Consider the following 21,454-nt stretch of genomic DNA (forward strand, 5'->3'; position numbering starts at 1 on the left):
CCTTTTTTTGTGTAAATGGTAGTAAGGGAGGAAATTTTGGGATGGCAATGTTGAAAAAGTGGCTGCTTACGTCGTTAATGGCAGTGACACTTGTATTTGTTTCTTTTGCGAATACAGTACATATTACGTTTGCTGAAGAAAATACAGCAAAACTTGCAATTATTGGGGAATCACAAAAAGGCATTATGTTATGTCCGAAAGAAGAGCAGATTAAAGATGGGGAAACAGCTTTAAGTTTGCTGCAAAAGGTCATGGGGGACAAGGTAGAATCTGAAACGATGTCGTTTGGAACATATGTAAAAGGCATCGATGGCTTAATGGCCGGGGCTACAAGTGGTTGGACATACGATGTAAATGATACATCTGCACAAGTTGGGGCAGATAGTTATAAATTAGAGTCTGGTGATGTTGTTGTATTCCGTTTTGTTTCAGACTGGAGCAATATGAGCCAGGAAACATTGAAAGAAACGTTAGATAAGTTCGGGACTTGTAAAACAGAAGAACCAAAGACGGATGATCCAAAACAAGAAAAACCAGAACAACCAAAGACGGATAATCCAAAACAAGAAAAACCAGAAGAACCAAAGACAGATGGTTCAAAACAAGAAAAAACAGATGGTACAAAAACAAATGATGAAAAACCAGAACAACCAAAGCAAGAGAACATTCAAGATCCAAGTGCACAATTAAACGAAGCCATTTCTAAAACATCAGATAAGATGTTACAAGATGGAATTGAAAGTGACTGGGTAGCTGTAGCGCTTTCTCGTTCTGGAAAGAATGTGCCAATTGAGGCGAAATTAAATTATGTTAAGTCAGTAACTGAAAAAGTAGAAAAGCGCATTAATCGTTTTTCAGCGACAGATTTAGCTAGAACAATTATTATGATGAATGCAATGAGTGCAGACCCTAAAAATGTAGGTGGACATAATTTAGTTCAAAAATTGTATGAGTCAGATAAAGTGAATTCTGTTACAGGTTATGCATTTGCTTTACTTGCATTTGATACGAAGAAGTATGAGATTCCAGTTGAATCAAAATGGAACAGAGTTGCTCTAGTGGAAGCACTGTTAAATAATCAGCATACAGACGGTGGATGGACTTATAATAGTTCAGGTAGTAAAGATAGTGCTAGTAGTGTTGATGTAACAGGTATGGTTTTATCAGCATTAGCTCCTTATCAAGAGCGATCAGATGTGAAACCAGCTATACAAAAAGCTGTTGCGTATTTATATAACGAACAGCTGCAAAATGGCGGTTTTTCAGCTGATGGACAAGAAAATTCAAATAGTACTGCGCAAGCAATTATTGGATTATCGCTTGTTAAAGATGTAGATCAAAATCGTCTTCATAAGGCAATGCAAAACCTATTATCATATCAACTTTCAAATGGTGAATTTAAATGGTTACCAAGTGATCAAAATGGTAACGGAATGGCTACAGAACAGGCTCTTTTAGCATTACTTCAATTTAAGGAAATGGGAAAATCTATTTATGATTGGTCTAATGTAGACGATGGTAATGTAATTAAGCCAAAACCGATTGAAGAGCCAGAAAAGGTCGTTGAACAAGAAAATAATGTAGTAGAAAAAGAAGTTATTGAAGAACCGAAAGAACAAAAACAAGTACAACAAGAAACAAAAGATGAAAATCTAAAAGTAGTTGTAGATAACGAACCGGTTAAGAATAAAAAAATCGGAAACGGTAACAGTCTACCAAAAACAGGAGCATCTTCTCATAGTGCAGCAACAGAAGTAGGTATGGGTGTATTATGTATTGCTTCTGCATATGTATTATGGAGACGTAAAGCAGCTTAACAAAAAATTAGGAGCAATTATTTGCTCCTAATTTTCGTATGAAAGGTGAGAGATATGATGAGTAAGGTGAAATGGTTCATTTCTTTACTGCTTTCGCTCGGGCTACTTGCCGGATGTGAAGAGGCAGCTGTAAAGCCTGAGAAGAAGGTAGAACCGAAGCAAGAAGAGGTAGCGAAACAAGAAGAACAAAAAGATGAAGCGAAGCCGGAAGAAAAAACAGAAGAAAAGCAAGCTGAATCAGAGCAAAAGCAGCAAGAAGAGCAGAAAGAGAAACAAGAACAAAAAGTAGAAGAGAAGCCGAAAGAGGAAAAGCCGCAGGCACAACCAGAGGTAAAGAAAGAAGAGAAACAACAGGAACAACCGAAAGAACAGCCGGCTGTAAATAAGCAACCAGAGCAGCAACCAGCACAAGAAGAGAAACAACAACCGAAAGCACCAGAAGTAAAAGAAGAAGCAAAGGTTGTGAATCAGCCGAAAGAAACACCGAAGCAGGAGCAAAAAGTTGATCCGAATAAAGCGGAGAAAACGATACCGACTCCGGCAGTACCAAAACCTGAACCATCAAAACCAGATCCAGTACCAGTACCGAAACCGCAAGCAAAACAAGTAACAATCTCGGTAAAAGGAAATAACGGATATATAATGGGTGCGAAAAAGATGGATGTACAAGAAGGCGATACAGTGTATAAAGTATTGCAACGTACAGGATTAGATGTTGATGCAAGCGGATCTAGAGATAGTATTTATGTAAAAGGTATTAATGATTTATATGAAAAAGATATTGCGGATACTAGTGGATGGAAATATCGTGTGAACGGTGCTTTTCCAAACCATAGTGCTGGTGTAGCTACGGTAAAACCAGGAGATACAATTGAGTGGGTATACGTATTACAATAAGAAAGGCATTCGGTAAAGGGCTATGAAAATAAGTTTTTCTTCTTTACATCCTTTTGTGAATTTTTTCTATTATATCGGGGTGATGATACTATGTATGATGTGTCTTCATCCTCTTTTTTTAATTGGAGCAATAGTATTAATTATTATGTTAAATGTGATGCAAGGAAATAGCGAAAAGATAAGAAAGATGCTACCGAGCACAATTGTTTTCTTCTTTGTGGTAATTTTATTTAATTCGTTATTAACGCATAGAGGTCGAACTACGTTATTTTGGTTAGGTGATAGCCGTATTAAGCTTGAGGCGATTATGTTTGGAATAGTAATGGGGTTATTACTAGTTGCAGTTATGTTTACGTTTGCGTCATACAATGATATTATTTCCAGTCATAAATTTTTATATTTGTTTTCAAGAATTTCACCGAAAGTTGCATTGTTAACGATGATTACAGTGAGATTTGTTCCTTTGTTTATAAGGCGATTAAAGAAAATCACACTCGTTCAAAAGACGAAAGGTGTGCAGGTAGATTCAGGTTCGATAATTGAACGCGTCAAAAATGGTATGCAATTGCTGCAAGTATTATTAATTTGTTCATTAGAAGATGCACTGCAAACGGCAGATTCTATGCAAGCTCGTGGATTTGGTGTAACGAAGCGTACGACGTATATTCGCTATAGAATGGAAAGGCGTGACTGGTATACGCTCAGTTATTTAATCATTTTATTTATAGCTGCTATTGTATGTAGTAATTACGGCGGAGGGAAATTGATTATTTATCCGAAAGTCGAATCGATTCTATTTCAGCAATACGATGGGATGATGTTTGTCGTATTTTCGATGTTTATTAGTTTACCAATCATAATGGAAGGGAGAGAATGGATATGGTGGCGCATGCAGAAATAAACAATTTATCATTTGTATATGCTGATGAAAATGAAAAAGTGTTACAGCATATTTCTCTTTCTGTTCAAAAAGGTGAGTTTATTGCACTTGCTGGAGGATCGGGATCTGGGAAGACGACGTTATTAAAACATTTTAAAAAGGAGTTACTTCCAATTGGTACGCGTTCTGGAGAGATATTTTATGAGGGTGTTTTAATAGAGGAAGTAGCTGATTTGTTATCTGCCCAAGAAATTGGGATGGTATTTCAAAACCCAGAAAACCAGATCGTTATGGATACAGTGATTCAAGAATTAGCATTTTCTTTAGAAAATATCGGATTACCATCACATATTATTCAAAAAAGAATAGCAGAGCTTATTAGCTTTTTAGGATTTCAAGATTTATTGCATCAATCTGTTCATACGTTATCTGGTGGGCAGAAGCAGCTTGTCAATTTAGCTGCGGTATTAGTTATGCAGCCGAAATTGCTATTATTAGATGAACCGACAGCGCAGTTAGATCCAATCGCTGCAAAAGAGTTTTTAGGATTATTAAAACGGATTAATGAAGAACTTGGAATTACGATTATTTTAAGTGAACATCGTTTAGATGAAGTTATCCCGCTTGCAACACGCGTTGTTTGTATGGATAATGGCCGTATTATGTATGATGGTAGTCCTAAAATTGTTATTACGGATATGTGGGGAGTAGAAACATTCCGTCCATTTATTCCGCAAATTCCAAGGCTATTTTTAGAGTGGAATGTGAGAGATATTCCGTTTACAGTGCGAGAGGCGCAAATGAAAATGAATGATTTTGCAGCGATATCATATGTAAATGACCTAATAGCACAAAGTGAAAAGCAAGAGGTAATTTTAAGCGCAGAGCATATTTCGTTCCAATATGAAAAAAATAGTCCGCTTATTTTACGTGATTTATCAGTTTCGATTGAAAAAGGAAAATGGGTAGCGCTCGTTGGGAAGAACGGTACAGGTAAGTCTACACTGTTAACGATTTTAGCAGGATTACAAAAAGCGAGAAGAGGAAAAGTAAAGTGGAACGGAAAAGTGATACATAAAATCGATTCGAAAGAACGGTTTAAAAGTATTGGGTATGTATCGCAGCATCCGTATTACCATTTTACATTTGATACAGTATGGGACGAGGTTTATGAACGTGCGCGTGAATTATATGGAGAACAAGGAAAAGAAATAGCAGAAGATACGCTAAAACAGTTTTGGTTGTACTCGCTTAAAGAACGCCATCCGCATGATTGTAGCGGAGGGGAGCAACAATTACTTGCGTTATGTACGACGTTATTATCAAAGCCAACGTTATTATTACTTGATGAACCGACAAAGGGATTGGATCCATGGAAGAAAGAAAGAGTAGGAGAACTATTTAGGAAGCTGCAAAAAGAAGGTACAACAATTGTAATGGCAACGCATGATATTGAGTTTGCAGCGAAATACGTGGATCAATGTATGATGTTATTTGATGGAACAGTCATTATGAATGATGCACCGAAAGAATTTTTTAGCGGCAACTTCTTTTATACAACATCTATTAACCGATTCATTCGAAAAGAATTGCCATATGCATTAACGTGGGAGGATGTGTACGAAGCTTGTCCAAACGATATGTTGCATTCATAATATGTATCTTTGCAGTAATAATCGGCACATTACTCTTTACGACACTTGTCATGGACGGTTATTACATGTTAAGTAGTTTGTTTATATTAGCGGTTATTATGTTACCTTTCTATATCCGTTTTGAAAGAAAGGTGTTTGTTTCACGTGAAATTGTTCTCGTTGCTGTATTAGCAGCAATTGCAGCAGTAAGCCGGGTGCCATTTTCTATTTTACCAAGTGTACAACCAACTTCTTTTGTCATTATCGTTTCTGCAATTGTATTTGGAAGTGAAACTGGTTTTATGATTGGTGCTACAGCAGCAATCGTATCTAATATTTTTTTAGGACAAGGTCCATGGACACCGTGGCAAATGTTTTCGTGGGGTATGATTGGTTTTATAGCAGGTTTACTTCGTAATACATTTTTTATGAAAAAGCTATGGGGAAGACTTCTTTACGGAGTAATTGTTGGCTTTTTATTTGGCTGGATTATGAATTTCTGGGGCCTTCTCGGTTTTATACGAGAAGCAACGTGGGAAACTGTCATTTCGTATTATATCGCAAGTTTTTACTTTGATTTGAGCCATGCGATTTCGAATGTTATTTTCTTACTACTATTTAGTACATCTTGGATTACGATTCTTACAAGATTTAAAAAGAAATACGGTATATTAGATGAGCATAACGTGACATAGAAAAGCATACTCATATAAGGTAGGGTCGCGACTTACATATTCGTTTGCCTCTTTCATGCTTCTTACATATTGTAAGGAGCATTTTTTTGTCAAAAAATTGATTTAATATGCATCCGTTATTATATAAAATTATTTGTATAATGGTAGGTGAGAACTTTTTTCAAAAGTGAGGTGTATAGTTAATGAAGTTAGTTATTCCGAAGCAACATGGTGCATGGGCCATGCTTGTTATTCCTTTTTTATTAAGTGTCATACTTGGGAAACCTACTATTTATCATATTCCATTGTTTTTAGCGTGGTTTTTTATCTATTTAGCCACGTATCCATTTCTTACGTACATAAAGCAAAGACGAAAAAAAGAGTTTTTACAAGCTGCCATTGTTTATTTCATTATTGCGTTCCTATTTGGGATGATTTCTTTATTATATGAGTGGCGAATTCTTTTATTCGTAATAGTAATGATTCCATTATTTATAGTGAATATGTATTACGCCCGTCAAAAAAATGAAAGAGCACTATTAAATGATATTTGTGCAATCATTGTGTTTTGTATCGGTGGGTTAATTAGTTATTACTTTTCAATGAAGCAAATCGATCATACAGCTTTATTCATTGCACTTATTTCATTTTTATACTTTTTAGGTAGTACGTTTTATGTGAAAACGATGATTCGTGAAAAAAATAATCCGAAGTATCGTCTTATATCTTGGGGATATCATATCTTATTAACGATAATTGTATTTGCAATTAATCCGTGGTGTTCTCTTATTTTTATACCAAGTGTCATTCGAGCAATTGTGTTGTATGGCAAAAAAATTTCTATTATAAAAGTAGGAATTTTAGAAATTGCTAATTCTGTATATTTTTTAATCATAACGGCAATAATTATGAAGTATGCCATTTGAAAAAACTTCCCATCAATTGATGGGAAGTTTTTAATCTTTTTCTAAAATGTGAAAGGTGTACTCGCAACGTTGAATAGCTTGTTCAACAGCATAAAGTGATTGTTCAATACGAGCGCGATTAAAATCTTTTTCAACTGTTTCGAGCGCTTCTTCTAAACAATTTTTAGCTTCTTGTAATGATTGAAAAGAATCTTGTACATATCCGCGAGCATTTTGATGCATTTCATAATCCTCCTTGCATGTTCGTATATGGGTAGTATGAACAGTAAGGAAGAAAATATAATTTGTTATATTTATTATATTTGTTTGACAATTAAAGTGGAATTACGTATAGTAAGAATTAAGTGAATATTTTCTTATCCAGAGAGGTGGAGGGACTGGCCCGATGAAACCCAGCAACCGCGATGCAGGTGCTAATTCCAGCAGAACATATTTGTTCTGGGAGATAAGACGAAGATATATACGTAACTTCTTCTTATCGGAGAGGTTTTTTTATTGCAAAAAAACCGATTACGAAAATTTATATTAAGAAGAAAGGGGTTGCGCATTACTGTGACACTCGAAAAATACGTAAAACTGCGTAGTACAGTTTATGAATATATGATAGAGCAAGATAAGCCGATATCATTGTTAGATATTCAAGAACATATCGTTTCGCATCATGAAGGAAAATTCACGAAAAAGATGTTGCATCAATTTTATTTATCAAGATTATTAGACGAACTAAAACTGGATGGGAAAATTACATTAGCTGATGAATATCTCTATGCTGAAAAAGGGGTATTGTATAAGGCGAGAAAAGGGAGCTAAGCTCTCTTTTTTTCTTAAAATAACGGAGTATGTAGAGTAAAAGACTGCTAAAGCAGCCTGATACAGGGAATGGTGTTGAGTGTGTAGTGTCAAAAATTGAATGTGCCTGAAAGAGGCAATTCATATCGGCTGCAAATGAAAAGAGACACCTTCGCCGAATAGGTGTCAGTCATTTTGTCATATAGACTTGCTATTTGACAGTTATTAGAATAACATACAGGATTTTTGAAGTCAAAAGGGAATTAAAGGAAGGGGTACAATTATGTACGCTTACTTATTAAAAGATATAACGAAATGGATCCCAAAGTACATTGTAGATAAGGGATATGAATATTATGAAGATGGACATGTAGAAGATGTTGAAATACATGATAAAAAAGTGTTTGCTTTCGTTACTGGAAATGCAGGAAATTATGAAGTAGTTATCGATCTCGAAGATTTTTCAGAAAGTAGCTGCGAATGTCCATATGAGAATCTTTGTAAGCATATGGCGGCAGTTGTTTATGATATTCAAGGTGCTGGTGAGAGTGCAGTTAAAGAGAAACTGAAAGATTTAGAAAAAGAAGAATTACTTATATTATTGAATCGATTATTGCAAAGTTCGAAAAACGTGCAAATTGTAGAGAAGATGTTAAAGAAGGAGAAACTTTAACGTATAGAGGGAGTTGTTATGTAGTGAACGTACTAATTGTATACGCTCATCCTAATCCTTCAAGTTTTAACGCGGCGATTTTCAATCATGTGCAAAAAGGACTACCGGAAACAAATCATTCAGTTACGCTGCTTGATTTATACAAAGAACAATTTGATCCAGTCCTCGTATTTAATGAAGAGAAGAAAAGACGTGATTTAGTAAATGAAGAAGAAACAGCTCGGTACAGAACGTTAGTAGAAGAAGTAGATACACTTTTATTCATCTATCCAATATGGTGGTGGGGGATGCCAGCAATTTTAAAAGGATTTATCGATCGTATTTTCGTAGCTGGATTTGCTTATAAATATGAAGGGGCTCTGGCGAAAGGCTTATTGAAAGGTAAGAAGGCGTGGGTGATTAATACGCTAGATTCACCGTTATGGTACGTCGCACTATTATATCGATCAGCAGATTGGATTATGATGAAGAGAGGTGTTTTACGTTTTTGTGGCATTCGCGATATAAAACGTTCAGTGTTTCAATCTGTGAAAACGAGTAAAGTATCAAAGCGTGAAAAATGGTTATTACAAATAAAAGAAAAGGCTCGTACATTATGAATGAAGTCGACCGTATTATAAACTGTGTTCAGTATGATGGCGAACTTTTTCGGAAGTATGTTACGTGTTTACTTCAATTGAAAAAATGTAGTAAAACATTTCAGCAAATTCAAATAGAGTTAAGAAATGACTACTTGATAAGAGGAATTTGTGAAAGAGAAGTTGATGAGGTAGTACGGGGAAGTAAAGAATATGAAACATATTTTCTTCCTAAAGCGTTACAGTGGAATTTTTTGAGTGAACATCCACACTTGATCGGAAAAATTTGCGAAGATTTTTTTACATTTGAGTCATTACATCTTACGGAGATAGAGTGGAAGAAGATTATAAATTGCATGGGAAATAAGTGATTTATTATGTAAAAAAGCTAGTATAAAACTAGCTTTTTGTTTAAATAAATAAGAAACATAGACTGATGATAAAACCCGCATATAGTAAGTTCACAACACAAAATCCCATAATGTCACGAGCACCTAAACCAGCTATCGCTAATGCTGGTAATGCCCAGAAAGGTTGAATTAAATTCGTCCAAGCATCGCCCCATGCAATTGCCATTGCTGTTTTTGCAGCAGGTACACCAAGTTCAGCGCCAGCTGGAATCATAATTGGTGCTTGCACAGCCCATTGACCACCGCCTGATGGAACGAAAATATTAACAATGCCAGCACTTAAAAATGTAAAGAGCGGAAAAGTCGTTTCATTTGAAATGCTAATAAAGAAATTAGAAATAGCTCCTCCAAGTGAAAGTCCTTCACTATTTGCTCCAATCATCATGCCCATAATTCCTGCGTAAAACGGAAATTGAAGTAAAATGCCAGAAGCACTTTTCGTAGAGTCTGAAAAAGCGCGAATATACTGAATCGGAGTACGGTGGAAAATAAGACCTGCAATTAATAACATAAAAATCACGATATCGAGAGTAAGGTTAAAACCTTTCGTATAAAAGTAATTGAAAATATAAATGAGACCTAACAATCCAACGCAAAGTGTAATAATAATGCTATTTTCCATCTTTTCAGCGAATGTATTTTTTTCTACTTCTTGAGCAGCGGCTTCTTCATGGAACACGCTAGGATCTACAGTTATCGTATGTTTTTCATCTGGATGCATTGCCTTATTAATGAGAGGCATCGTAATGAGAAAAATAATAACTGGAACGAGAGCGTATGGTGAGAATAACGTTTCTGTTATTGGAATCGCCTCTTTAATACTTCCAGCAGTCGTTTTAATTAACGTTTCACCGCCTGTTGCTAACGTAAGAGGGATAGAGGCAGAAAGACCGGCATGCCAAATGAGAAACCCAGAGTAAGAAGAGGCGATTGCTAGTCTATAATCTAATCCGTCCAGCTGCCTTGCCACTTCTTTTGCGTATAAAACAGATACAACAATTCCAAAGCCCCAGTTTATGTATGCACCAAGTAAACTTACAATTGAAATGGCGATAATGCCTTGGCCATTCGTTTTTGGTAGTCTGGCAGCTTTCGTTAATCCTTTTTTTATAAGAGGAGCATTTGCTAAAGCAGATCCAGTCACGAGTACAAGTGCCATTTGCATAGAAAAGGCGAGGAGTCCCCAAATTCCATTACCCCAGTGATTAATCATTTCTACAGGTGTTTGGTGAGTCGCAAACATACCAAAGAAGATAACGAAAACAGTTAGTAAACATGATAAAATAAACGGTTCTGGCAAGAAGCGTTGCACTAAGGCGACGCAACCATTTGTAAAGGAACGAAACAAAATAGATCACCCTCCTTATGTATATGTATTACAATTATTCGAGGTTGTTTAGGAGATAACCTCCAATATAAAGAAAATTCAGATATTTATAGGGTGGTAATTTATTGATAGGTTGATATAGAGCCTTGTGTCAGATTCTGCTTTTAATATACTAGAAGAAAACGGTTGGAAATGGGGTAGCACTTATAGGGATAGTATAGAGAAAGGTTACTAGCTGGCTTTAAAGCAACTGTTGCAAAGGGAGAGGAGATTCAATACAATAGTGTTGCATTACATGAGAAATATGTTTTAGCACAAATCTAGCTAAAAATGTTTATACAAATACATTTAAAATTGATGGGGGAATTATGATCAAAAGTTTTTATCTTTTAAAGCCTAAAATGTTTACGGCAGATATGTATTATAAAGTTTTTATTACAGGTGACTGTATATATTTTATAAAGATTGGCGGACAGTTTCATAGTCAACATGCTTATAAAAAACAATTACCTGGTATTTCAGAGCTATTGTTTTTGCTCTGGTTCAAAAAAATTGAGAAAAAACAATTAAACTTAGAAACTGAAATAGATACAAAAATACATACTGGCGATGTACATGAACTCTTGCAATTAAAGAATAACTTTTCAATTGAAATAAATACAATTGAAGAGGTAGTATTAAATAAACGAGGAACGTTTCATACAGGTTTTAATGATAATGGAACAATTTCCTTTATGTTAAAAAATGGTCAAAAAATAAAGTTCATCATCCCGGAAGAAACTTTATTTTCATCTATAGAAGAAATTTTCGACCAATATGAACAGACAATCTTTGTAAGGGAAGTGTTTTAACGAATTCTCCAAAAGGTTTGGATGTATTAGTTAAACACTTAATTAAACATGTAAACTGCTTATATAAATTTTGATAGGCGTGTTTTAAGCAGTTATTCTTTCAGTATCTTCTAATATGTAGGAGTATAAATAAAATATCCCAACAAGAAAAAGCTTCCACTACTGTGGAAGCTTTTCTAAATAATGTGCAATATCAACATACATATTTGAGTAAACCGAATGTATTTCATTACTTGGCGTTGCGTTAGAAGAGAAGTGGGCGATTACCATATTTGCTTTCGGATCGATGTAAAGTGTTTGTCCGTAACTACCTAACACTTCAAAAGCACCTTGTTCATTGTGCGGAATCCACCATTGATTATGATAAGAAATGGAAGCTCCAGGGCCAATTGCAAGTTCACCTTCTTGGACATTTTTTATATCTTCAGTAATAGAAGAAGGGAGAATTTGTTTTCCGTTATATTCCCCGTTGTTTAATAGTAATTGCCCAAATCTCGCCATATCTCTAGCAGTTGCATTTAATCCAGCACTAGCTTGTTCTACTTTTGTTTCATCTGTAACGTAATACGCGTTTTCTTCCATACCAATTTGAGACCAAATTCGTTCACTTACATTTTCAGCTAGTGATTTACCAGTAATAGTTCTAATAATCCAAGCGAGCGTTTCTGTTGATCCGTTATTGTAAGAAAAGGAAGAACCAGGCGGTGCAGTTTCTTCGGCTTCCCGTAACATATCATAAATTTTCATCGGACCGTCGTAATTTTTGCCGCGGGGTAAAATATTGCTAGCTAAATATAATTGTGCATCTTGATTTTCTAGCCCAGGTTGCTCATATCCATGAGTAGGATATTCAGCTGAAACTTGCATGTCCATTAATTGCTGAAGTGTGGCATTACCGAACGGTGTGTTTTTTAATTCTTTTATGTAAGTGTCAGCTGTTTTTTCTAAGTCAATACGTTTTTCTTCAGCGAGAGATTGTATAATTGCCCCGGTAAAGACTTTTGCTAATGATGCCATACCATGAGGTTCATTCTGTTTATACCCATTGAAATATCGTTCGTAAACAAGTTGTCCATTATGTACAACGACAAAAGCATCTGTTTTGTTATCGTCTAAAAGTTTTTTTAGAGGAGTTGTATTTCCGAATCTACGCTCCACAGCAAAATCGTCTAAGTTTTGCAATGCGGAAGGGAAGTGAGCAATTTGGTCAGGATTGTTTTTTACGTTATTAACTAAAGTGAATTCTTTCATATGGGTATATGACCAACGTAAGTAAGGGTCATTTAACCAGTTTTCTTTTGTCACATTATGTTTTGATGGGGTCGTTTTATTTTGTTTGAAGTAAGTAAACCCAAGCCCTGTAATTACAAATATGAATGTTAGTATAAGTAAGAGTAGGGGAGATCTTTTTAGTTTCATATATGGCCCTCCTTTTTATTTCTACTATAAGTATACGCTCGTCTTGAAAGAAATACAAAATAAGGAAAGTAAACGGGGAAGTTTACTTTCCTTATTAACGTTAAGCGGAAATTTTTCCGTCTGTAGGTTGTTTCTTGAATTTTTGTTTTCGTCCGTGTAATCCATAATATAAAAGTAAAGTGAACGCAACGATAATAGTTGCGATAAAATACATATTATGATAACTGGATTTCGCTGCGACAATACCTAAAATGAAAGAACCAAAACCAATACCACTATCAAAGAATGAGAAATACGTAGCTGTCGCAGAACCACGTCTATGGTTTGGAGCGGCAGAAATCGCAATCGTTTGGAAACTCGGAATTAATGTCCCGTAACCTAAACCGATTAGCATACCTGCGCCAAGGAACCAAAATGAAGTTTGTGCTTGGCTTAATATGAACATTCCGATTGTGAAAATAATGATAGCAGGGTAAACGAGTACATTTTCACCGAAGCGATCAAAAATCTTTCCTGTAAATGGACGAGAAATGACAACAACAAGTGCGTATAAAATAAAGAAGTAACTTGCAATTTCACTTAAACCGAGTTCTTTCGCATAAATAGGAATAAAGGATAAAATACCACTATAAGAAAAGGCTAAAACAAATCCTGTAAGTGCAATTGGAATAGAAGATGGTTCGATTAAGTCTTTCCATTTCATTTTTTCACGTTTTTGTTTGCTAACAGGTGCTTCGTGAGGAATATCGACAAGTAGCCCTAATAAAAATGCAAGTAATGAAAATACGGAACAAACGATAAATAACACAGTAAACGAAAAATGAGAAATAATTGTTAAACCTAAAAAAGGACCAATTACCATCGGTAGACTCATAAATACGCCGAAATATGCAAGTGCTTCGCCTCGTCGATGAGCTGGCGCAACATCAGTTACGATCGTACCAGTAGCTGTCGTTGCCATCCCGAACCCAATACCGTGTAAGAAGCGAAGGGCAAGTAATAAGAATAAACTTTGCGCACCGAAATACATAACAGTAGCGGCTAAAAATAATGAAAGTGAAATAAATAATATTTTCTTTCTTCCTAAATCATCGAGCCATTTTCCTGTGAATGGTCTACATAAAACAGAAGAAATAAGAAACACAGTTGCAACTAAACCAATTTCCTCAGGTTTTCCTTTTAGGCCGTCTATTACATAGACAGGCAGAGTAGTCATAAGCATGTAAAACGTTAAGAAGAGAAATAGACTACTAAAACAAGTTCCGAGGAAATCCTTCGTCCAAAGTTTCTCACTTTGCATCGTCATCCCTCCAATTTAATCTAAATTTTTAATAATTTGTTGTAACACTTGAAATGCTTGATGTAAATCATCTTCGTTAATACCTTCTAGCGTTTTTTCTTCGAAAGTATCAACTTCTTCTTGCCATATTGGAATCATCTTTATCGCTGTTTCGGATAAAGAAATGAGCTTCTCACGGCGATCTTTACCTTCTGTACGAATAATCCATCCCATCGTTTCCATACGTGTTAACGTACGAGTCATCGTTGGTGATTCAACATTTAAATACTGGCACAATTCTGTTTGCGTACAAGAACCAGTTTGATTAATGCGGAAAATAACAGCCCATTGCGCACTAAATAACCCTGTTGGAGATACACGTTCATTAAATTTCTTCGTAAACTTTCGAGAAGTCTGGCTGACGATGTGAAAAAAATGTTGTTTTTCGTCCATGTATTTTGATCCTTTCAAATTAGTTACCTAGCTAACTATATACTTTTTTATAATAATTGTCTAGTAATAGACATGTTGATTTATGTAAAAAATTCTTATAGGTTTTATGTTGCGAACGTACATTCTACGTGCTATTCTTTAATTAAGTAAAGAATTTTCTTTCTATTAAATAGAATGGGGGAACTTGTGATGATTAAGCCTGCAACAATGGAGTTTGTTTCACTATCGAACGGAGAAACGATTGCATATCAGGAAGTTGGAAGGCGAAATACAGATATTCTTTTACTCATTCACGGGAACATGACATCGTCACAACATTGGGATTTAGTTATTGAAAAGTTGCAAGATCAATACCATATTTACGCTCTTGATTTAAGAGGGTTTGGACAATCAACGTATAATCAGTCCATAGATTCATTACAAGACTTTGTAGAAGATATAAAATTATTTATCGACGAGTTAAAGCTAGAGAAATTCTCATTAATGGGCTGGTCAATGGGCGGTGGCGTTGCGATGCAATTTACAGCGAACCACCCAACTTTTGTAGAAAAGTTAATTTTAGTAGAATCAGTAGGAATGAAAGGATACCCAATCTTTAAAAAAGATACGAATGGGCAGCCGATTGTATCAAGTTTAGTAAAGACGAAAGAAGAAATTGCGCAAGATCCAGTACAAATCGCTCCAGTATTAGACGCGATAAAAAATATGAACAAACTATATTACCGTACAGTATGGAATCTATTAATATATACACATAATCAACCTGAACCGGACCGTTATGAAAAGTATTTAGATGATATGTTAACGCAACGTAATTTCGTAGATGTGAATTATGCGCTCATTACATTTAATATTTCAGATGAACATAACGGGGTTGTAGGGGGAAGTAAGCAAATTCATCGTATTAAAGCGCCAACACTCGTCATACAAGGTGATAGAGATTATGTCGTACCGCAAGTAGTCGGTGAGGAATTAGCGAAACATTTGCCAAATGCAGAGTTGAAGGTATTAGAAGATTGCGGACACTCGCCGTTTATTGATTGTTTAGATGTATTTATAAAACATGTAGAGGATTGGTTAGAACAGAAATAATCCCCGAAATGAGAAGTGTTGCATATACTATAACATTTGTATGTATAAGGGGAGATTATCAATGCATAAACCATCCTTAATCGCTTATTCGCCATATAATCATCATATCTATACAAAAATAATGATAGATCCGATGTATATGCAAGTTTCACCAGCTGTAGTTCCTTTACAGATGCAGCAGCCACTAACAGCTCATATGCAACATTACTTATATGGACCTTCATTTTATGAAAATCCATATTTTAAACACTTTCATTACAATGTGAAAGCGCAAGTTTGGGAAGGATAGGAAGCTAAAAGGTTCATTCTTTTAGCTTCTTTTTTATTATGAATATTCGTACACGCATTTGCAGAAACAGTTTATAATGAAAAGTGGAAGCGTGAGAAGGAGAGGGAAAGGGATGTCAATGCGTTTTACTTTTTGGATTATGGTTGGGATTGTAGCAATCTCGGGTTTGTCACAAGGAATGCTCTTACCTGCCATTGCAATGATTTTTGAACAAGAAGGGGTTAGTTCAAGTATTAATGGTATTCATGCGACGGCATTGTACATTGGGATATTAGTCATTTCGCCGTTTCTTGAAAAACCGATACAAAGGTTTGGAATGAAGCCGATTATTGTTATAGGTGGGTTTCTCGTTATTATTTCATTATTCTTTTTTACACAAACATTTTCGTTTTGGGTATGGTTTATCCTTAGATTTCTAGTTGGAGTCGGAGATCATATGCTTCATGTCGGAACACAAACATGGATCACGACAACATCAGACCCAAGTAAAATAGGGAGACAAGTATCGATATATGGTGTATTCTTCGGAATTGGTTTTGCCGTTGGTCCGTATTTAGCAAGCACTGTGCAGTACGGTCTTGCAACACCATTTATTATATCTACTATACTTTGTCTAATAGGTTGGCTTTTACTACTTCCAACAAAAAATGCATTCCCAGCGCAAGATGAAAGAGAAGTGAAGAGTGAATCATCATTTTCTCGTTATAAACAAGTTGTTGGATTAGGATGGATTGCATTGCTAGGTCCACTTGCATATGGCGTACTTGAAGCGATGTTAAACAGTAACTTACCAGTATACGCACTTCGTAAAGGGTGGTCTGTTTCAGATGTATCCTTCTTATTACCAGCATTTGCAGTTGGGGGTATTATTACACAAATTCCGCTCGGTATATTAAGTGACAAATACGGAAGGGACCGTATATTAACGTGGACGTTTAGCATAAGTACGGGCATTTTTCTACTTGCCGCCGTATTTGATCAATATTACTGGATCGTCTTTGCCTGCATGCTTTTAGCGGGTATGGTTATTGGATCGTGCTTCTCTTTAGGGCTTGGATTTATGACTGATTTATTACCGAGACACTTACTACCAGCAGGTAATATATTATCCGGAATCGCTTTTAGTTTAGGAAGTATTATGGGACCTGTATTAGGCGGCGTATTTATAGAAAAAATACAGTATACAAGCTTTTTTATTGCGGTTATGATTATAATGGGAATTCTCGCAATGTTATATATGGTCTACATGAAAAATCAATTCGCATCAAGAAAAATAGAAAGTAGGTTAGGGCATGACAAAACAACCTAATAAAAAGAAATTTGAAGTACTTGAAAATGAAACAATTACAGACTGCTTAGCACGTATGGAACAAGAAGGCTACGCTCCGTCTCGTCGTATGGAAGAGCCAATCTTTCATGAAGTAAAGAAAGACGGCAAAACAGTAGTTGAGCCGTGCGGTAGGAAGATTGTTTTTGAAGGGAAATTGAAGTAATCCAATAACAAATTCTCTTTATAGTATAGAGCCATCCAATAGTTGGGTGGCTTGTTTTTTTATTAATCAATGAAGGAATTGAATAGAATGAATCTCTCGTTCATTTCTCCTAATTGGCTTCTTTATATGGGGCAAAAGATTGCTACTTTTTTCGTATATTGGTAAAATAAGTTCTTGGGTCTTACTTATTGTTATCGGTATAATGTTTGTCGCTTGAATGAAAGAAATTAGTTACAAAAATTTCGCACTATGTAAAGGGGTACAGCAACGATCCCTTTTTTGGAGGCACCTTAAACATAAAGCGAGAGAAGAGGCTATATGAACGATTCTCCTATCTTGTTTAAATATTAAACGAGTTATTGCAATTGGAATAGGTATATCAAACTAGTCGACATCCTGATGGATTATGTTTTTCTAGTAATCTATTACTTCTGATGGAATCGATAGATTGCTAGAAAGCGGAAAACAATTATTAGTATATTCCGAAGCAGGTGTAACAGAGTGTCCTTCCATAATTAAGGGTAAAACCAAAATACGTTTTTTTAAAGAATGATTTGTTAGAACTAGTTATAAGGAATAAAACAGAAAAGAGGATCACATGTTAGATACTTTACAGAGAAGTAAAAAGTTTTTTTTAGTATGTCTTATTTTTTTAGTGCTTTTAACCGCTTGTGGTAATACTGATGTTAAGACATCTAAAGCTTCATTACCACCGGCTGAATCCAATATAGATACATCATTAAAAGCACCAAATTGGGTAGAGAAAAGTCCTATCCAACAGTCTCCTAATTTTACGGAAGATAAAAAAGTACAATCGGTTGTGAATTTAATAGCTACGGGTGATAATTTATATCATGACGCAGTAATTAAAGATGGCAAACAAAAAGACGGTTCATATGATTATAATTATATTTATGAAAATATCAAAAAAGCTGTTAAATCAAGTGATCTTGCTATAGTGAACCAGGAGACTCCGATTGCCGGAAATAATTTAAAAGTACAGGGATATCCGACTTTCAATACACCTGAAGAAGTAGGCCAATCTTTAGTGGACACTGGATTCAATATAGTGACGCAAGCGACAAATCACGCTATGGATATGGGTATTAAAGGTGTTGCGAATACAAGAGAATACTGGAAGAAATATCCAGATGTTATCCCGGTAGGTATTAATGAGAGTAAAAACGAGCGTAATGAAATAAAAACGATTACAAAAAATGGTATTCGTTTTGCGTTACTAAATTATACATATGGTACGAATGGAATTAAAATTCCAGCTGATAAGTCTTGGGCTTTAAATTTAATTGATAAAAAAGCGATACAAAATGATGTGGAAAAGGCAAAGAGTAGCTCTGATATGGTGATTGTTATGGTGCATTGGGGAGTAGAATATACCTCAACACCTTCAAAGCAACAAAAAGAAGTTGCTCAATATTTAACAGATTTAGGTGTAGATGTAGTAATTGGAAATCATCCACATGTAATTCAACCAATTGAGTGGAAACAAAATAAAGATGGACATGAAACGCTAATCTATTATTCTCTTGGAAATCTTATTTCTGCGCAAGAAAAATTAGAAACATTAGTTGGAGGATTATCTTATGTACAATTTGTTAAGTATGAAGATAAAACTTTTGGTATACGACAAGCGGCAATCGTACCGACAGTAACCGACTATGCCGATGGTAAGAAACAATTTAAAATTCAATTTTTAAAAGATTATTCGGATGAAAATTCTAAAAAACATGGAATTAAAAAATTTGTCGGCCCCGTTTCTTTGAAGGATTTCAAGGAGATTCCTAGAGACGTGTTGGGAAATTGGTATAAAGACTAATAAACAAAAAGGGAATGAGATACAATTAAAAAATTTATAATTTTAGCATTGGTATTAGCAATGGGATGGAGTCTTGCTGCTTGTAGTGGAAAGCAAACATCTCAGGCAACTACTAATAATAACGATAAAAATAAAAATGAAATACATGCGAAGAAAAAAGATGTTTTACCTATCTCTGATGTTAATGATTGGAGAATTATCCTTGTAAATAGAGAGCATATGTTATCAAAGGAACTAGGAATTGAATTAACAAGTATCACCCAAAATGCGAAGCCAAATATGAAAATAGATAGTAGAATTGCAACTTCCTATCAGGATATGGTAGCAGCTGCAAAAAAAGAGGGAATCAATCTTTATTTAAGATCAGGTTATCGAGCTATAAAATTACAACAAACTTATTATGATGCTTCAGTTAAAAGCTATAAATCTCAAGGCTTGTCGGATAAAGAGGCTAGTGCTAAGGCATTGGAATATCTTCAGTATCCTGGTGCAAGTGAACATCATACTGGATTAGCGTTAGACATTATTTCAGTTGAATGGCAGAATACTGTAGAAGATTTAAATGCAAAATTTGAAACTACCGATGCATTCAAATGGTTAGATAAGAATGCTGCAGAATATGGATTTATTCTCCGCTATCCAAAAGATAAAGAGAATATTACTGGCATTAAGTATGAGCCATGGCACTATCGTTATGTAGGGAAAGAAGTTGCTGTTTATCTAAAAGAAAAAGGGTTAACTTTAGAAGAATATAACGAAAAAATTAAGTCTGATAAGTAAAAATATGCTTTAATTTTATTAAATATTATGCACTGCTACAAGAAAAGGTGAATCTAAGGATGTGTTAACCTTCCACCTAGTATTGTAAAAACTGAGTATGATAATTTGAGCACGTACGAACCAGTTATCGTGTAAAAAGATGTATGTATTAAGAAATTAAAGTTAAGGATCTGATATTCATATCAGATCCTTTTTCTATCGTTCTTTTAAGAGCGACTGAGCCAAAATATTGGAATGAATATAGAAATAAAACAGCCAAAGGAATAGTAAAACGAATCAGGGAGTCTACTCGTACGCTTCATTGGGATTATCCAGAAATAGTTGTTGATGAAAATAAGAAAGAACTGGTCTTACTCTCAAGCAAGGATTTAATATGAATGAATTGGATAAAAGGAAATAATAAATACATAGTCATATTGATTAAAGTTTCACTTTATTGAAGAAAAATGCGAAAGCCATTCATAAAATATGGAAATGTTAAAATCCCTTTGATAAAATAGCAATATGTAAAAAAAATATTTGTTAATTCTTAATGTAATGAATATTCATGTTTAAATATAAGGATTTAACTACATAGTTATTGTGCTAAAGGGGGAGAAAGATGTTAGATGAATTGTATAATGCTTTTTTAAATGCGTCTGGTTTTACAGAAAGTGCGAGGAAACGAGATCGGTATGATGATTTACATGATTATTTAAAAGATAAAGAAAGAGAGTTAAAGCAATTCATTCAAGAGGCTGAATCAGCGAAGAGAGAGTATGAGAGTAAAAGTAATGGCTTAGAAGCTAATAAAATTCCGGCAGTTGAATTTGAACAAAAACGTCATGAAAAGGATGAAGACTTACATACAGTATTATCCTATTTTAAAAGTGCATTAAGCGATATTGGATCTGCAAAAAGTACAGCTTATGCAAAGTATTTGGAATATAAAGCGAAAGCAGAATCGGAGAAAGCGTCAGCATACGCCGCAGCGACCAAGGCTTTTGAAGAAAAGAAAAAGGAAATTGAAAAACTTATCCATTAAGTATACAAAGAATGGAGGGAACGAACATGAGTGGTAAAGAGGTTGAAATTATAGGAAGTAACACTGCAAGTGCCATTTCTTACGCACAAAACATTGAAAATGGTATGAAGGATTCTTTAAATCAAGCGAAAGACTTAAAAGCATATGTCACAGGTGCGAAATGGAATGGAAAAACGAGAGATGCATTTTTAAGTTATCTTGATTTGATCATTCAATATAATTCAGAAATGGTAGAGGCATTTGAAGGACATACGAAAGCTTTGAAAGAGTTAGATAAAAGCATTCAAACGTACGGAGATAAATCGGAAGTAAGGGCGATAAAACAATTGTGATGG

Annotated in this window: 24 protein-coding genes and 1 riboswitch; of the genes, 19 read left to right on the forward strand and 5 right to left on the reverse strand. The window is 35.0% G+C overall.

The genetic code is table 11. From position 1 onward, the window contains the following. The first annotated feature begins 41 nt into the window (after positions 1-41). From ACTFRH_RS12415 to ACTFRH_RS12440, 6 genes are all read left to right on the forward strand, one after another. Positions 42-1,817: a DUF4430 domain-containing protein gene (locus tag ACTFRH_RS12415; RefSeq protein ID WP_001241066.1), complete on the forward strand. Its 1,776-nt coding sequence runs from the start codon at positions 42-44 to the stop codon at positions 1,815-1,817. A gap of 57 nt (positions 1,818-1,874) precedes the next feature. After that, on the forward strand, positions 1,875-2,714 hold the full coding sequence (locus tag ACTFRH_RS12420) for a DUF4430 domain-containing protein (protein WP_000048887.1): 840 nt from the start codon (positions 1,875-1,877) through the stop codon (positions 2,712-2,714). A 22-nt stretch (positions 2,715-2,736) separates the two neighbouring features. Next, the gene (locus ACTFRH_RS12425) at positions 2,737-3,615 is read left to right on the forward strand and encodes an energy-coupling factor transporter transmembrane component T (protein ID WP_002164100.1); all 879 of its coding nucleotides are present in this window, start codon (positions 2,737-2,739) and stop codon (positions 3,613-3,615) included. Next, positions 3,588-5,249, forward strand: a complete 1,662-nt coding sequence (locus ACTFRH_RS12430; protein WP_440048747.1) for an ABC transporter ATP-binding protein — start codon at positions 3,588-3,590, stop codon at positions 5,247-5,249. The genes ACTFRH_RS12425 and ACTFRH_RS12430 overlap by 28 nt, the downstream gene beginning before the upstream one ends. After that, entirely contained in the window at positions 5,222-5,923 is a 702-nt protein-coding gene (locus ACTFRH_RS12435) for an ECF transporter S component (RefSeq protein WP_000044903.1), read from the forward strand. The genes ACTFRH_RS12430 and ACTFRH_RS12435 overlap by 28 nt, the downstream gene beginning before the upstream one ends. A gap of 182 nt (positions 5,924-6,105) precedes the next feature. Further along, the gene (locus tag ACTFRH_RS12440; RefSeq protein ID WP_000779974.1) at positions 6,106-6,828 is read left to right on the forward strand and encodes a YwiC-like family protein; all 723 of its coding nucleotides are present in this window, start codon (positions 6,106-6,108) and stop codon (positions 6,826-6,828) included. A 30-nt stretch (positions 6,829-6,858) separates the two neighbouring features. Here the strand turns inward: ACTFRH_RS12440 and ACTFRH_RS12445 are convergent, their stop codons facing one another. Beyond that, complete coding sequence (locus tag ACTFRH_RS12445) at positions 6,859-7,050, reverse strand: hypothetical protein (protein ID WP_000554031.1); 192 nt, start codon at positions 7,048-7,050, stop codon at positions 6,859-6,861. A gap of 131 nt (positions 7,051-7,181) precedes the next feature. Then, positions 7,182-7,280, forward strand: a riboswitch (SAM riboswitch). Between the two features lie 100 nt (positions 7,281-7,380). Between ACTFRH_RS12445 and ACTFRH_RS12450 the strand changes: the two genes are divergently transcribed. The 4 genes from ACTFRH_RS12450 (at position 7,381) to ACTFRH_RS12465 (ending at position 9,239) form a co-directional block, all read left to right on the forward strand. Beyond that, a complete protein-coding gene (locus ACTFRH_RS12450) occupies positions 7,381-7,638 on the forward strand; it encodes a hypothetical protein (protein WP_000171476.1) in 258 nt (85 codons plus the stop codon). 262 nt (positions 7,639-7,900) lie between these two features. After that, positions 7,901-8,290, forward strand: a complete 390-nt coding sequence (locus ACTFRH_RS12455; RefSeq protein WP_000271521.1) for an SWIM zinc finger family protein — start codon at positions 7,901-7,903, stop codon at positions 8,288-8,290. A 23-nt stretch (positions 8,291-8,313) separates the two neighbouring features. Next, positions 8,314-8,889: an NAD(P)H-dependent oxidoreductase gene (locus tag ACTFRH_RS12460; RefSeq protein WP_001101650.1), complete on the forward strand. Its 576-nt coding sequence runs from the start codon at positions 8,314-8,316 to the stop codon at positions 8,887-8,889. After that, complete coding sequence (locus ACTFRH_RS12465) at positions 8,886-9,239, forward strand: hypothetical protein (protein ID WP_001006483.1); 354 nt, start codon at positions 8,886-8,888, stop codon at positions 9,237-9,239. Before ACTFRH_RS12460 ends, ACTFRH_RS12465 begins: the two co-directional genes overlap by 4 nt. A gap of 40 nt (positions 9,240-9,279) precedes the next feature. Here the strand turns inward: ACTFRH_RS12465 and ACTFRH_RS12470 are convergent, their stop codons facing one another. Further along, positions 9,280-10,626: a short-chain fatty acid transporter gene (locus ACTFRH_RS12470; protein WP_000490009.1), complete on the reverse strand. Its 1,347-nt coding sequence runs from the start codon at positions 10,624-10,626 to the stop codon at positions 9,280-9,282. A 347-nt stretch (positions 10,627-10,973) separates the two neighbouring features. Here ACTFRH_RS12470 and ACTFRH_RS12475 point away from each other — a divergent pair, with 347 nt between their 5' ends. After that, positions 10,974-11,456, forward strand: coding sequence for a hypothetical protein (locus ACTFRH_RS12475; RefSeq protein WP_000597309.1), 483 nt, complete (start codon positions 10,974-10,976; stop codon positions 11,454-11,456). 159 nt (positions 11,457-11,615) lie between these two features. Here the strand turns inward: ACTFRH_RS12475 and ACTFRH_RS12480 are convergent, their stop codons facing one another. The 3 genes from ACTFRH_RS12480 to ACTFRH_RS12490 form a co-directional block, all read right to left on the reverse strand. Beyond that, the gene (locus ACTFRH_RS12480; protein WP_000769541.1) at positions 11,616-12,875 is read right to left on the reverse strand and encodes a serine hydrolase domain-containing protein; all 1,260 of its coding nucleotides are present in this window, start codon (positions 12,873-12,875) and stop codon (positions 11,616-11,618) included. A gap of 100 nt (positions 12,876-12,975) precedes the next feature. After that, on the reverse strand, positions 12,976-14,175 hold the full coding sequence (locus ACTFRH_RS12485; RefSeq protein WP_001190319.1) for an MFS transporter: 1,200 nt from the start codon (positions 14,173-14,175) through the stop codon (positions 12,976-12,978). A 15-nt stretch (positions 14,176-14,190) separates the two neighbouring features. After that, positions 14,191-14,607 carry a MarR family winged helix-turn-helix transcriptional regulator gene (locus tag ACTFRH_RS12490; RefSeq protein WP_000343675.1) on the reverse strand — a complete coding sequence of 139 codons (417 nt, stop codon included), beginning with the start codon at positions 14,605-14,607 and terminating at the stop codon, positions 14,191-14,193. A 189-nt stretch (positions 14,608-14,796) separates the two neighbouring features. Here ACTFRH_RS12490 and phaZ point away from each other — a divergent pair, with 189 nt between their 5' ends. The 8 genes from phaZ to ACTFRH_RS12530 all read left to right on the forward strand — a co-directional run bounded on the left by phaZ (position 14,797) and on the right by ACTFRH_RS12530 (position 21,451). Continuing rightward, a complete protein-coding gene (phaZ, locus tag ACTFRH_RS12495; protein WP_000594872.1) occupies positions 14,797-15,699 on the forward strand; it encodes an intracellular short-chain-length polyhydroxyalkanoate depolymerase in 903 nt (300 codons plus the stop codon). A gap of 61 nt (positions 15,700-15,760) precedes the next feature. Continuing rightward, a complete protein-coding gene (locus ACTFRH_RS12500; RefSeq protein WP_000549500.1) occupies positions 15,761-15,988 on the forward strand; it encodes a hypothetical protein in 228 nt (75 codons plus the stop codon). A gap of 112 nt (positions 15,989-16,100) precedes the next feature. After that, a complete protein-coding gene (locus ACTFRH_RS12505; protein WP_000062779.1) occupies positions 16,101-17,297 on the forward strand; it encodes an MFS transporter in 1,197 nt (398 codons plus the stop codon). Then, positions 17,281-17,481, forward strand: coding sequence for an NETI motif-containing protein (locus ACTFRH_RS12510; RefSeq protein ID WP_000166303.1), 201 nt, complete (start codon positions 17,281-17,283; stop codon positions 17,479-17,481). The genes ACTFRH_RS12505 and ACTFRH_RS12510 overlap by 17 nt, the downstream gene beginning before the upstream one ends. Positions 17,482-18,079: 598 nt before the next feature. Continuing rightward, on the forward strand, positions 18,080-19,315 hold the full coding sequence (locus ACTFRH_RS12515) for a CapA family protein (RefSeq protein WP_000887606.1): 1,236 nt from the start codon (positions 18,080-18,082) through the stop codon (positions 19,313-19,315). 48 nt (positions 19,316-19,363) lie between these two features. Next, positions 19,364-20,095: a M15 family metallopeptidase gene (locus ACTFRH_RS12520; RefSeq protein ID WP_000241985.1), complete on the forward strand. Its 732-nt coding sequence runs from the start codon at positions 19,364-19,366 to the stop codon at positions 20,093-20,095. 601 nt (positions 20,096-20,696) lie between these two features. Continuing rightward, the gene (locus ACTFRH_RS12525) at positions 20,697-21,119 is read left to right on the forward strand and encodes a hypothetical protein (protein ID WP_000883461.1); all 423 of its coding nucleotides are present in this window, start codon (positions 20,697-20,699) and stop codon (positions 21,117-21,119) included. A 26-nt stretch (positions 21,120-21,145) separates the two neighbouring features. Continuing rightward, positions 21,146-21,451, forward strand: coding sequence for a WXG100 family type VII secretion target (locus ACTFRH_RS12530; RefSeq protein WP_000014535.1), 306 nt, complete (start codon positions 21,146-21,148; stop codon positions 21,449-21,451). Positions 21,452-21,454: the final 3 nt, after the last annotated feature.

The sequence above is a fragment of the Bacillus cereus group sp. MYBK216-1 genome (assembly GCF_051916495.1).
GTDB lineage: Bacteria > Bacillota > Bacilli > Bacillales > Bacillaceae_G > Bacillus_A > Bacillus_A thuringiensis_K.